The sequence below is a fragment of the Paenibacillus sp. TAB_01 genome (assembly GCF_043945595.1).
Classification (GTDB): Bacteria; Bacillota; Bacilli; order Paenibacillales; family NBRC-103111; genus Paenibacillus_S.
Map to the genome: position 1 here is coordinate 2,981,404 of NZ_JBIFNP010000001.1, position 13,312 is coordinate 2,994,715.

Genomic DNA, 13,312 nt, shown 5'->3' on the forward strand with positions numbered 1-13,312 from the left:
TGGAATGCAAGATTCGCCTTAGGACTGCACCTTCTATGGTTCTAATTCATCCTGTACCGGTCTCTGTACTGGCCGGGCGTGATGCCCTCGTACTTCTTAAATACGCGGGTAAAATAATTGTTCTGGTAGCCGACCCGGTCGGCGATATCGGTAATCTTCATATCGCTGCCAAGCAGCAAATCTTTAGCCTGTTCAATCCGCAGGTTGGATAAATAGTCGATGAAGTTGATGCCTGTAATTTGCTTAAACACCCGGCTTAACGTATAAGGGCTGGTGCTGAATTGATCGGCACAATAATCAAGTGAGAAATCGGCCATCATATACCGTTCTTTGAGCAGGATGATTGTTTTTTCCACCATATGCTTTAAATGATAATCTTGTTTACTGATTAGCTCGCGGATAATCGGCTCAATAACCTGGTTATGAAACCATCGCGGCAAATCTTCTTTTTCCTTATGGTGGATGAGCTGTTCGAACAGCTTGGCCCCCTCATAAATTTTCAGGGTGTTGACCCCGGATTGCATTAAGGTGTGAAGGATACCGCTGAGCAGCTGCTGCATGCCATGCAGCACGCTGACTTCAAGCTGGCTTTTGGCGGATAGCTCTTCTACAAACTGTTCGATCAGCTGTACCGCATCATCCTCAGCTCCCCGTTGAATACAACGGATGATTTCCTTTTCCAGCACGAGCGGATAAAAGAATTCATTCGTTGAATCCCTCATATTCAATTCCTCCAGATCAATGATCTGATTCTCATCCGTTAAATTCCGGTAGCTTAACGCCTGCCTGGATTCCTCCAGTAATAAAGGCACTTGCTTGACATCTCGCGTCATTGTACTGATGGAGACGGCTACTCTCATCTTCAATATCCGGTGAATCATCTCCGTCAATTGCCCGGAAAATGAACGTAAATCATCTCTCGCTTCCTTCAGCGAAAGCTCGAATGGGACTGCAGCGAGCAGCGCCATGCTTAAATCATGGAAATTCAGCACCTCGAACTGATCTATATTCTGTTCGGCCAGCTCCTTCATGATATTAGTGGCGGCAAATGTAATCAGTCCTTCATCTCCGGAGGAGAAGCGGCCTTTCAAGCCGGAGATCCCGGATAGCTGTACAATGAGGACGGCAAACTGACGGTGTTCCGTCTCCCAGCCGTATTGGCCGAGGCGTTCGGCCAGCTCCTTTTCATTGAGCGCGAATTGATATCCCTGCACCCATTGATGGATGAAGCTTTCCCGCACAATCGGCAGATGATCCTCAAGCCGGCTCTGCAGGGTCTCGCTTTCTTTCGTCATGCTCTGCCACTGGCGCTCAATCCATTCAAATTCGTCTTGATTATCGGAACGCTGATCGTGTCCCCGGTCTTTCCTCAGTAAACTGACCAGCCGCTCGATCGGCGAATAAAGCTTGGAGGAGGCCAGCCAAGAGAGAATGAGCGCCAGGATCAAACCGCCGAGGCTTACATAAAAAAAGATTTGGGAAATGACGATCACCGGTTTGGTCACTGCCGTGAGCGGCGCTGCGGATACATAGTACCAGGTGGTGCCGATCCTTGTAAATTTCCCGTAAGAAACGGAATAGGTGACATCATTATAGTCAAACAAAAAAGCATCCAGAGAGCTCTGATTGGCCGTCAGCTTGGCACGCAGCGCGTTGTCCAGGTCTTTGTTCTCTCCCTCATTGCCCGATATGAGCCAGCTGCCGTCCTGAGGCATAATAAAGGTGGAGCCTTCATTATATGGAGTAAGCGTTTTCAATAGACGGACCAATTTCTCTTTGTTTATCGAAGCCGTAATAAACCCTAACGGTTCGGGACTGCCGCCCGGTATATGGTTAATCAGTGTAATAGCGCTTTCATCATTTTGCAGCGTTTTGTGCCGGAAGCCGATTTCCCAGAACATAGGCTTGGCTTGATTCAGCACATGCTGGTAGCGGTCGATGTCCGCTTGATCCTGCAGATAAACATAAATGTTTTTATTAATGATAAAAGGGCGCGGGCTGTTCAAGTATAATTCGACGCCTTCAATCAAAGGGTGGCTGCCTTCAATAATGAGCAAGGTACGGTAAAGGTCGAGGATTTGTTCATATCTATATCGAAAATCCAGATTGTTCAGCTTGTCGTCGAATTTCGGATCAAATGCCCAGTGAGCGAACATCATTTCCAAATAAGCGAACTGATCGTCGATATTTTCAGCGCGCTGTACGATTTGACTGCTGTGCAGCCTCTGCAGCTCATTCCCGATGTTTTCCTTAGCGACCCAATAAATAACCAATCCGATAATTAAGCCCGGTATGCTGGTTATGAGGAGGATGATGCTCCAAATTTTCCGGTAGAACACTCTTTTTAGTGCGGGATCGTTCTTTTTGTAGGTCAACCAAGACTTCAATCTCAAACTGTTCACCTCATCCTGCAGTTTTCTTTGTAAAGCTGCCTCCACAACACGAATGGTTCTTAATTGAGAAAGCCTCTATCAGGAGCTTATCTTACAATTCTATTCACAGGCTCCTAAATCCTACCAAAAGAGTAAAAAAGATTGCTGCATAACGAATAACATATACCTGCAAGCGCGTCATATAATCAACGCAAATAGAGGATATACCCGGCTGCTGTACCCGCCCGCCATAGGAGGATGGAGTCGCATGGGGAGATCCTCTACTTTAGTTTTGAAAAGCGCGTTGGTAACGAACCTCATGATATCAAGTACGGGTACCGGCTTCGTTTACCCCTTCACCGACCCGACCATAGCCCCTTTGGCAAAATGCTTCTGCAGGAACGGATACACCAGCAGAATAGGCACGGTAGCGATGATGACAGCGGCCATTTTCATGGTTTCCGCAGGAGGCGGCTGCGCAAATACATCCGAATTCAGCTCGCTGTTGGTAGCGGTAATCAGCATATTTTGCAGGAATACCTGGATCGGCCATTTCTCCGGATCGTTCAAATACAGAATCGCCGAGAAAAACTGATTCCAGTAGCCTACCGCATAAAACAGTCCGAAGGCGGCAAGCGAAGGGAGCGAGAGCGGAAGAATAATGCGGAACCAGATCGAGATGTCATTACAGCCGTCCATTGCAGCCGATTCTTCAAGCTCAACCGGAATGCTTTCAAAAAAGCCCTTCATCAGGATGACGTTCCAGCCGCTCGCCAGAGCGGGAATAATCAGGGACCAGATGCTGTTGATGAGCCCCATATCCCTTACCAGCATATAGGAAGGAATCATTCCGGGTCCGAACAAGATGGTGAATAAAACCATCATCATGATTTTTCTCCGTCCACGCATCCGTTTGCGCGACACGGCGTAAGCCAGGGCAGCGGTCACAGCCAGGCTGCATAAGGTTCCTGCGACAGCGAGGAACGTACTGTTGCTGAGCGCACGAAGAAATGACCTGGTGGTTAACAGGTATTCGTACGAACGGAAGGACCAATGCTCCGGGAACAAGATGAAAGGCTTGCTGATATATTCCGACGGGTCGGTGAAGGAGACAACGAGCACGTAATAAAAAGGGAAAAAGGTAACGATGGCAATGACAGCAAGAACGATAACATTAACAAGAGCAAACAAGCGGTCGCCGATATACTTCACTGCTTTTCCTCCTTAATATACGCCTTCTTCGCCGAATTTTTTGGCGAGCTTGTTGGCCAGCACGACCAGCACTAAGCCCACGACTGCCTTGAACAAGCCTGCGGCCGTACTATAGCTGAACTGAGCCTGTTGAATGCCGACACGGTATACGTAAGTATCGAATACCTCGGCCACCTGGGATACCGCCCCGTTGTACATGAGGAATACCTGCTCAAAGCCGACATCCATAATGTTGCCTAAGCGAAGTATCAGCAAAATAATAATAACCGAACGCATGGCAGGCAGTGTAATATGCCACATTTGACGGATTCGGCTTGCTCCGTCCATCCGGGCCGCTTCATATAGCCCGGGGTCCACACCTGCAATTGCGGCGAGGAAGATAATCGTTCCCCAGCCGGCTTCCTTCCAGATCGACTGCAGGGTAAGCATGACCCAGAACGCATCCGGATTGGTCAATACATCGATGCGCTCAAGCCCGGCGGCTGCGAGCATTTTGTTAAATAAGCCTTCGCCCTTAGCGAACAATAGAAAGGTCAGGCCCGCAATGATAACCCAGGATAGAAAATGCGGCATGTAGACGATCGATTGCACCAATCTTTTATAAAGCTGGCTTCGTACCTCATTCAACAGAAGAGACAACAGGATCGGCAGCGGGAAAAAGAAAATGAGATTTAATAAGTTAATGCCCATCGTGTTGCGGAACAGCAGCGCGAAATCGGGGATAGAGAAGAAATGGCGGAAATGCTCCAATCCGACCCACTGGCTGTCCCAAATTCCGGTATAAGGCGAATAGTTCTGAAACGCCATCAAGATGCCCCACATAGGAACGTACTTGAATAATATGAAGTACACTACTCCGGGCAAAGCCAGCATGAACAAATATTTATCGCGTCTCATATCCAGCCAAAGACGGGGGAGGTACCGTTGTTTATCGGCTTGCAGCCGCAGACTTGAATGGCTGTCCCTTCCCTGTGCCATCGTTTCCGTTTTTTTGGTAGCCACAGCATCACGCTCCTTCATGTGCAGTATAGTTTTCAATATATAAAACGCGGCAGGTGCCGGCAACCGTACTTTTTTGTTTCACGCGGTAAGGCTTGTAGGATTATTTTGTAATGGCCGCTGGTTCCCGTAACAAAAAAATGCGATTGAAGTCAGCCCGCAGATTAGGTAAGCTACGTAATGCAGTTTGGATGAATATGGAAAGGCAGGGGTGATCTTAGATGAACTCAACCGCCAAATCGGAATATTTCCTTATAGGCAAAGTGGATATCAGGGGAGCGGGGCACCGCTCCAAAATGCTGCTTGGCGATTTAAACGGAGACGGACGGATGGAAATAGTGATGGTGCAGCCGGGTGACCGGAAGGATGTACGCCGTATTCCGCACCATGTTCAATGCTTGACCGCCTATGACCTGACAGGGAAACTGCTGTGGCAAACGGGGCGGCCCAGTGAGCAAGCGGGAAGGACCGGGCGCGGATTATCCTGCGCAGGTTTACGATTGGGATGGAGACGGAAGGCTTGAGGTGCTGTGCGTAATGGATGACCGGTTTGTCGTCCTGGACGGTGCAACGGGCAAAGTGAAGCAGACCTTTGACCTGCCCGACCCGCAGGCCCATGATTGTATCATTATCGCTAATTTGTCAGGCAAGGAGCGTCCGAGCGATGTGATCCTAAAGGATCGGTATTCCCGGATGTGGGCATTCGATCAGCAGTTCAACCTGCTATGGACGCACCAAGGGAATCCGGGGCATTTCCCGTGGGCTTACGATTGGAATGGGGATGGCCATGACGAGGTGATGGCCGGCTACGATATGCTGGACCACCGGGGCAAGCCTCTGTGGTCGTGCCGCGAGCTGGAGGACCACGCCGACTGCATCTGGACGGGCGATGTGAACGGCGACGGGGAGCCGGAGCTGGTCATCGGGGGCAGCGTTACGGTCATGTACGACCGGAAAGGAAACGAGCTATGGCGTTATGAAGGTTCGGTAGAGTCGCAGCACGTTGCGCTGGGCAAATTCCGCGACGATCTGCCGGGATTGCAGGTTGCGGGATTGGACCGGATCGTTCGGGAGGATACAGGCAAACAGCAGCGAGGCAAGGACGCCATGTTCTTATTGGATGCGAACGGGCAAGAGGTATGGAAAGAGGAGCGCACCACGAGCGGATGGCTGACCATCATCGAAACGATGAGTCATTGGGACGATACTCCGCTTGACTATATTTTGGCTTACCGGAGAGGCGGGGGCATCTTCCCGACTTTGTATGATGGGAACATGAACGCTGTCGTTGAATTTCCGGTGGACGGCTACGTCACCCACGCCGATTTGACCGGAGAGGGCAGAGAGCAGGTTATTATCTACGATCAGGAGACGGCGTCCATCTTTTCTTCCAAGAGCCTGGATTTGTCCAAGCCTGCCGCCGGCCAACCGTTGAAGCAGAGCAAGCGGCTGTACAGCTCTACGCTTTATCCGGGCGGGGAGACGGTTCCCTCCACGCGTAGCTAGATAACAGGAAACCGTGCCTGTTATAAAACAGTACCCTGTCGAGAAGACACCTCAAAAAAGTCTCTCCACAGGGTACTTTTATTTGCTGTAAAGTACATCTGACACCACAAGGACAGGCACAGCGCCTGCCCTTCCTTTTATGCATATGAAGCTGATCGCATGATGCAATTGACGATTCGATCAAGCATTAGAGATCGACTCTCAAGCGGGTTAGGGAATGACGATCATCGCCGTCGTTCCTTCTCCGGGACGCGATTCAATCTTCACGCCATATTTACGGCCGTAATACAGCTTCAACCGGTCGTCAACATTATTGATGCCGACACCGCCCAGCTTGGGCAGAGTAGTAGGCTGGCCGTTCCGGCCGGAGTGCCGGCGCAGCTCGGGATCGAAGCCGACGCCGTCATCCTTGACGACGAACATGACGTTCCCGTCGTTCGTACGGCTGCAGCCGATCTCGATCAGACCCGGGCCTTCTTTTTCCCGGATGCCGTGATAAATCGCGTTCTCGACAAGCGGCTGTAAAATAATTTTCGGTATGACCTTGTCTGATAAGGCCGGGTCCCAATCCATAAGATATTGCAGTTTGTCGCCGTATCGTTCCTTCTGAATAAACAAATATTGGGAAACATGATTCATCTCGTTGGCGATCGTGGTCGTCTCGCTGCCGCCGCTGAGCGATAACTGGAAGAACTTGGCAAGCGCTTTCGTCGTCGTAATAACGCGGTCACTCTCATTGAACTCCGCCATCCAGACGATCGTGTCGAGCGTATTGTACAGAAAATGCGGATTGATCTGGCTGTGCAGTACGCTCAACTCATAGCCGCGCAGCGCCTTCTCCTTCGTCTCCACTTCCTGCATCAGGCGCCGTACCTCCAATACCATCTCGTTGAAATGCTGGGCAAGCCCCTGGATCTCCGTGACTCCGGTCTTCGCGACGCTAACCTCCAGCGAGCCGCTCTTCATCTTCGACATCGCCTGCTCAAGCCGATGAATCGGCCGCGTAATTCCCTTGGCCAGAAAAGGGGCGGCCGCTATGATAAGCAGCAGCAATCCAAGGCCCACGATCACGAAGGAACGCAGCAGCTGATTGCGGATTTGCTGGAGACCGTCAAGCGAATTGACGCCAACCAGCGTCCAGTCGGTATTTTGCAGCTTGGTCTTGTAAATGAGCTCGTTGCTCACCGGGATGAAGCCTTCCTGTGATTGAGCGATGGATCTGATCTGGGCCTGCTTCGCCGCGTCGGTGAAATACGACGGGTCCTTATGGTACACGATTCCGCCTTTACTATTGATAATAAAAGCGAATCCGTCCCGGCCGAGCTCCAGATCGTTCAAATAGTCCTCGATCCCCTGATATTCGATGTCGAGCAGGACGACACCGAGATTGTTCCCGTCCGTATCCTTAATCTCTTGGCTCATGGAGATGACCCAATCGTTCTTGTTCATCGAAAATCGCTGCATCCGGGCGGAGGTAAGCGCCGGCATATTGCTATTGATGGCCGCGACATACCATGGCTCGGTCATCATGTCGGACGAACGTTGCATGTTCAGATTCTTTTCATTCGAGAGCACATAGCCGTCCTTACTGACGACGATGACGGATTTGATGCTGGCATCGGAGGACAGCACACTGTCGATAAACTGGAGCACATCCCGATCCCCGTCCTGTGTCGGAGAGGTGAGAGCCTGAATAGTCCGGGGATTATGGGACAGCAGGGTGGAAAGCACCTTGAGCCGATCGATATACATTTCGACCAGAGTGCCGCTCTTGGATATCGCCATCTGGGAGGATCGGACGGATTCGTCCAATACGACTCTGGAAATGCCGATATACAGAACGGCGCCAATGATGCCGATCGTGACGACGCTGATCAGCGTATAGACCCAGGAAATTCTGAACTGGAGGGAGTGGGAGAATCGCATCACGGGTGCTTAGTCCTTTCACGGTACTGCAGGGGAGACAGACCGAATTTTTTCTTGAACGCCGCGCTGAAGTAATTCGGGTTATCGAAGCCGAGCGCCGATGAAATTTCGTACATCTTCATGTCGGACATGAGAAGCTGGAGCTTGGCCTTCTCCATCCGGGCAGACAGCAGATATTCCTGGAAGGCGACATTGAACAGCCGCTTGAACAGCACGCTCATATAGCCGGCGCTGAATCCTTTGCGCTCGGCGAGCACAGCCAGCGAGAAGTCGGGGTTGGCGATATTGTCCTCAATAATTTGTGCGATCGAGGCTTTAGTGTCCGACTCGTCGGCAAGCTGGTGGCTCGTCATATAGCCGCTTACCAGTTGCTGCAGCTCGAGCTGCTGCTGTTCGTTCCGCAGCTTGTCAACAAGCTTGCTCAGCACTTCGTAGACATCGCTTCGCGATACCGGCTTCAGCACATAATCGTCGATGCCGATTTTCAGGGCAGTTACCGCATAGTCGTAATAGTCGTAGCCGGTAATCACCGCGATCTTGACTCCGGAGTTCTGCGCCTTTGCCTTGGCGGCGAATTCCAGGCCGTTCAGCTTCGGAATATTGATGTCGAGCAGAACAATGTCCGGATGATGCGCAAGGAAGAGCCGAAGCCCTTCCTCGCCGTTGTCCGCTTCCAGTATCGATGTAATGCCGAACTCCTCGAACGGCACCAGCCGCCGGATTCCGGTTCTGACCAGCTCTTCGTCTTCCACGATCAAGAGTGTGTACATCCGTCTTAACCCCTTACCTGCTTATTTCACGGCCGCTGCCAAATATCCATAGCCTTCCTTCTCCATGTCGTCCAGAGGTACGAAGCGGATGGAGGCGCTGTTGATGCAATAACGTTTGCCGCCCTTGTCGGCGGGGCCGTCGTCGAATACGTGGCCGAGGTGAATGTTGCCGACACGGCTGCGCACCTCTGTCCTCACCATGTTAAAGCTCGTGTCCTCGTGCAAGGTGACGACGGCGGGATCGATCGGCTGGGTGAAGCTCGGCCAGCCGCAGCCGGCATCGTACTTGTCCTTGCTTGAGAACATCGGCTCGCCTGTTGCGACATCGACATAGATGCCGGGTGCGAAATTATCCCAATATTCGTTGGAGAACGCCGTTTCCGTATCGTTCAGCACGGCGACGGCATATTGGGCGTCCGTCAGCTTCGTCTTGAGCACCTCGTCGCTCGGACGGGAGTAGAGGGAGGGATCGATCTTCACCGGCTTGTTGTTCACTTCGTCCAGAACGGACAGGTTCACATGGCAGTAGCCGTCCGGATTTTTGTCCAAATAGTTCTGATGGTATTCCTCAGCCAAATAATAATTTTGGAGCGGCATCACTTCAGTGACGATCTTCTTCGTATATTTCTTCTGTTCCTTGGCGACGACATCGTTGATGACGGCCAAATCGGCGTCGTTGACATAGTAGATTCCCGTCCTGTAGTTGATGCCGACATCATTGCCCTGCTTGTTTACGCTCGTCGGATTGATAACCTTGAAGAAATCGGTCAGAAGCTCGGGCAGCGGAATCCGCGCCGGATCATACTTCACTTCGGCCGTTTCGGCAAATCCGCGCTCGCCGCGCACGACATCCTCGTAGGTCGGATTTTCCCCGGTGCCATTGGCGTAGCCGACAGTAACGTTCTGTACCCCGACGATACGCTCAGCGTAGGCTTCGATTCCCCAGAAGCAGCCCCCGGCCAAATAGATGGTCTGCAGATCACTGTGCGAGTAATCGATCTGGTCGTTCGGGTTGGGCGACCTGGTATTGGTCGGACCTCCGTCCGTCCCCGCGGCGGTTCCTGCCGCCGAGGCCGACGCCGAGCCCGGCAGATTGACGAGCATGGTCGGACTGCCGCAAGCGGAGAGCAGCAGCACCAGAATGAAAGAACAAGCGAATGCGATTCGTCTCAAAAAGTTCTCCTCCTCTTTATAGCATATTTGGACACAGATCAGGAAATTTGCTTGAATTCCGCCGTTATGGCGTCATTGGTATTGTGACCGGGCACGCTTTTCACGAGTACACCGTCCGAACCGATATAGAGGGAGGTCGGATATCCGCGAATGCCGAATTGCTGAGCCCATTTCCCGTCGTCGTCCAGCAGGACGGTGATGTTCTTCGCGGTGTTCTCGGCCTGCAGTCCCTTGAACCATTCCTTGAAATCCGCCGCGGCTTGTTCGCCCTTATAATTCGGACTCACAATCGTAATGACCTTGAAATCGTTGTCCTGACCCGCTAGCGTGTTCAGCTCATCCATGCCGGCCAGGCAAATCGGGCACCAGGACGCCCAGTATTTGACATACACTTTGTGCCCGGCCAGACTGGCCAAGGACACCTCGTTCCCATCGACATCCTTGAGATCGAACATAGGAGCGGCCGAACCTTTGTTTACCGCTGCCGCTGCGGCAGTCTTACCTGCCCCGCCTGCAGCCGCTTCCTTGCTTCCGCATGCGGACAGCATGAGCAGCAGGGCGAGCAGAGCAATGGCCGCCGCGGGCCACCTCATTCTTCTTTTCACGATAGTGCCTCCTTTTTGTAATAAATTTCACGTGCAATCCGTGCTGTCTCAGAACCAGTTCGGGATGCTGTTCAAATCGTTGGTCATCAAGAGAGCCCCCATTACGATCAGCAGGATGCCGGAGAGGGCCTTTAACGCGTTCGTATATTGATTGAGCGACCGCAGCCGTCCGATCAGCAGGTCTGAGCACAGCGACAGGATCAGAAACGGGATGGCCAGGCCCAGCGCATATACGATCATCAAACCGCCGCCTTCCAGCGACGAGCCCTCGCTCGCCGACAGGCTGAGCACGGCTGTCAGTACGGGTCCGATGCACGGCGTCCAGCCGAAACTGAACGTGAAGCCGAGCAGGAAGGAGGCGGCGAAGCCTTTCTTTCCCTGCCAGTCCACGGCGAGCCTGCGCTCCCGCTGAAGAAACGGCAGCCGGATCACTCCGGTCTGGAAAATGCCGAATGCAATGATGAGTATGCCGCACACGTGAATGAACCAGGAGGTGTTGATGACACTTCCCAGCGCTCCCGCGCCGAAGCCAAGCAGGACGAATACGAACGAGATGCCGAGAATGAAAAACATCGTGTTCCCGATCAGCGATGGATGAATCCGCAGCTTCCCCAGCTGAACGGCTTTCCTTTCCCCTCCCGGAGCGGTTCCGCCGAGCTGAGCGAGATAGACCGGCAGCAGAGGCAAGATGCAGGGAGAGAAGAAGGAGAGCAGCCCCGCCAAAAATACACTTCCGACAAAAACCTGCTCTGATAACATGGCAGCGCCTCCTTCCTATATTTACATTCAGTTTACGATGTTTTCGGTCTGATGGATATCCAATCTGATCATTAAAATCTGTGAAATCATTATCTGAGTGGTATAAACCGCCAGCCTGGAGAAAGGCACATGAACCTTGAACTATCTTGGGTTGTAGAGATCTTGAGGACACCCTCTTGCAAAAGAAAGCATAAAAACCCCCGCAAGGTTATTGCGTGGGCTTTCTGTTCACCATGAGCTAGCAACATTGGTTACGGCTTACTGATCCGATGGATATGCCGATAAGTAAACCGAACAATGTTCACCTAATAAATTATGTGTTACGATATTCTTTGAGCACAATTTTTCCAGCACTTGGTTATAGCATATCCGATTGGAACAGGAGACAGTAGAATTGAACAAGCAGCTGAATTCGTCAAATTTTTGGATCAGGAGCAGCCCGTGAAACAGAAATTAGCAGCATTTCTCATAACAGTCGTGATGCTTATATCCACCTATGGAGCGATCCCTCTGATTCTGAAAATCGGAGATAACGATGCGCCGGCAGCGGAACACGGTGTGCTTGATTTATCACATTGGCATTTCGCTGAAGAGGGCGTGACGAGGCTTGATGGCCAGTGGGAATTTTATCCCAACGAGTTATTGTTTGCGCACCATTTTGCTGAGGGGAAGGTACCGTCTCCGCAAATGATAGCAGTGCCTGGATCATGGTCGAACCAAATGAGTACCTTCGGGAGCGCTACGTATCGTCTGCTTATTACAAACGAGGAAGATCACCGTCTGTATGGGTTAAAAACATTATCTATTCCTATGGCTAACCATATCTACGTGAATGGTCAACTAATTGGAACGAGCGGTTCCCCCGGGAATGATCGGACTTATGATGCCCGGAACAAGCCGTTTGTCGGATTTTTCACTTTAACGCGTGGAATCAACGAAGTCATTGTTCAAGTCTCAAATTATGATTTTCCGGCCAGCAGCGGGATCAACCATTCCATTTATATCGGGTACGCTGAGCAGATTTCGAAGATCCAAAGCAGAGCGGTAGCCTACGATTGGATCAGGCTCACGGCTTTCATGATGATAGGGATATGTTTCGCCGGTTTATATACACAGCGAAGAAATGATCCGTCTATACTCATGTTCGGCATGATATGTTTGTTCACTGGTTTGTTTACCGCCATGCGGGGCGAGAGAGTGGTATATGATCTCATCCATTCCATGCCCGGCTGGTTGTTCCTGCGCCTCCAGTACCTCTCGGTCGTAGGGATTGGCGTGTCGTTGAGTCTCTACATCTATACAGGATTCCGAAGTTTTTGTTCCAGGCGAATTATCGGGTTTATGCTGATTTTGGGATGTATATTAACGATTGGGTATGCGTTCTTTTTTTCCTATTTCCAGCAAGCCGCTATGCAGCCGGTCTCGACATTTTATGCCGTCTTTCCGATTTTGTACGCTCTATATGTGTTTATATTAGCAGCCCTGCATAAAGTGGAAGGAAGCTTGTATTTGGCTGTTGCCGCGGTCTCGCTCAACCTTTACGCCTTCGGGCAAAATATGAATATTTATTTCTTTGTTCCGCTTTATACGTATCCTCCGGTAGAACTGTTTCTGTTCCTGCTGGCGCTGACGCTTCTCATGTCACTCCGATTCTCGAATGCCTTCAAGCAGAAAGAGCAGCTATCGGTTCAGCTCATTCAGATGGATAAGCTGAAGGATGAATTTCTGACCAAGACGGCACACGAGTTCAAAACGCCTCTGCACGGCATGATGAACATAGCCGATTCCGTACTGGAAGGACCGCCGTTATCCGCTGGCCGCACAGCACAAGGAAAGCATCGAAATGATTTCAACCGTCGCCAAGCGGCTGTCTGTGCTTGTCTACGATATCATGGACTTTGCCAAGTTGAAGCAAGGGCAGCTGGCGGTCACCCCTGTTCCGGTACATGTTCGCTCCGCGGTAGACGTTATTCTGAAGGTTTTTGAATTC

General features: G+C 51.3%; 9 protein-coding genes and 1 pseudogene. 2 read left to right on the forward strand and 8 right to left on the reverse strand.

Translation table 11 applies throughout. The annotated features are described in order from the left end of the window. Positions 1 to 41: 41 nt before the first annotated feature. From ACHHV8_RS14325 to ACHHV8_RS14335, 3 genes are all read right to left on the reverse strand, one after another. On the reverse strand, positions 42 to 2,393 hold the full coding sequence (locus ACHHV8_RS14325; RefSeq protein ID WP_395158967.1) for an AraC family transcriptional regulator: 2,352 nt from the start codon (positions 2,391 to 2,393) through the stop codon (positions 42 to 44). Positions 2,394 to 2,720: 327 nt separating this feature from the next. Next, positions 2,721 to 3,584: a carbohydrate ABC transporter permease gene (locus ACHHV8_RS14330; RefSeq protein ID WP_395158969.1), complete on the reverse strand. Its 864-nt coding sequence runs from the start codon at positions 3,582 to 3,584 to the stop codon at positions 2,721 to 2,723. A 12-nt stretch (positions 3,585 to 3,596) separates the two neighbouring features. Beyond that, complete coding sequence (locus tag ACHHV8_RS14335) at positions 3,597 to 4,562, reverse strand: ABC transporter permease (RefSeq protein WP_395163506.1); 966 nt, start codon at positions 4,560 to 4,562, stop codon at positions 3,597 to 3,599. 242 nt (positions 4,563 to 4,804) lie between these two features. Here ACHHV8_RS14335 and ACHHV8_RS14340 point away from each other — a divergent pair. Continuing rightward, positions 4,805 to 6,089 (forward strand): annotated as a pseudogene (locus tag ACHHV8_RS14340) (rhamnogalacturonan lyase family protein). Between the two features lie 210 nt (positions 6,090 to 6,299). Here the strand turns inward: ACHHV8_RS14340 and ACHHV8_RS14345 are convergent. From ACHHV8_RS14345 to ACHHV8_RS14365, 5 genes are read right to left on the reverse strand one after another with little or no spacing between them, the layout of a single operon-like run. After that, on the reverse strand, positions 6,300 to 8,015 hold the full coding sequence (locus tag ACHHV8_RS14345; RefSeq protein WP_395163507.1) for a cache domain-containing protein: 1,716 nt from the start codon (positions 8,013 to 8,015) through the stop codon (positions 6,300 to 6,302). Next, complete coding sequence (locus ACHHV8_RS14350) at positions 8,015 to 8,785, reverse strand: response regulator transcription factor (protein WP_395158971.1); 771 nt, start codon at positions 8,783 to 8,785, stop codon at positions 8,015 to 8,017. The genes ACHHV8_RS14345 and ACHHV8_RS14350 overlap by 1 nt, the downstream gene beginning before the upstream one ends. 21 nt (positions 8,786 to 8,806) lie before the next feature. Further along, positions 8,807 to 9,958 (reverse strand): peptide-methionine (R)-S-oxide reductase MsrB, encoded by a 1,152-nt coding sequence (gene msrB / locus ACHHV8_RS14355; RefSeq protein ID WP_395158973.1) that lies wholly within the window; start codon positions 9,956 to 9,958, stop codon positions 8,807 to 8,809. A gap of 38 nt (positions 9,959 to 9,996) precedes the next feature. Beyond that, entirely contained in the window at positions 9,997 to 10,563 is a 567-nt protein-coding gene (locus tag ACHHV8_RS14360) for a TlpA family protein disulfide reductase (protein ID WP_395158975.1), read from the reverse strand. A 48-nt stretch (positions 10,564 to 10,611) separates the two neighbouring features. Further along, positions 10,612 to 11,322: a cytochrome c biogenesis CcdA family protein gene (locus tag ACHHV8_RS14365; protein ID WP_395158977.1), complete on the reverse strand. Its 711-nt coding sequence runs from the start codon at positions 11,320 to 11,322 to the stop codon at positions 10,612 to 10,614. A gap of 441 nt (positions 11,323 to 11,763) precedes the next feature. On the opposite strand from ACHHV8_RS14365, the gene ACHHV8_RS14370 reads away from it, so the two are divergent. Beyond that, positions 11,764 to 13,308: a hypothetical protein gene (locus ACHHV8_RS14370; RefSeq protein ID WP_395158979.1), complete on the forward strand. Its 1,545-nt coding sequence runs from the start codon at positions 11,764 to 11,766 to the stop codon at positions 13,306 to 13,308. Positions 13,309 to 13,312 lie beyond the last annotated feature (4 nt).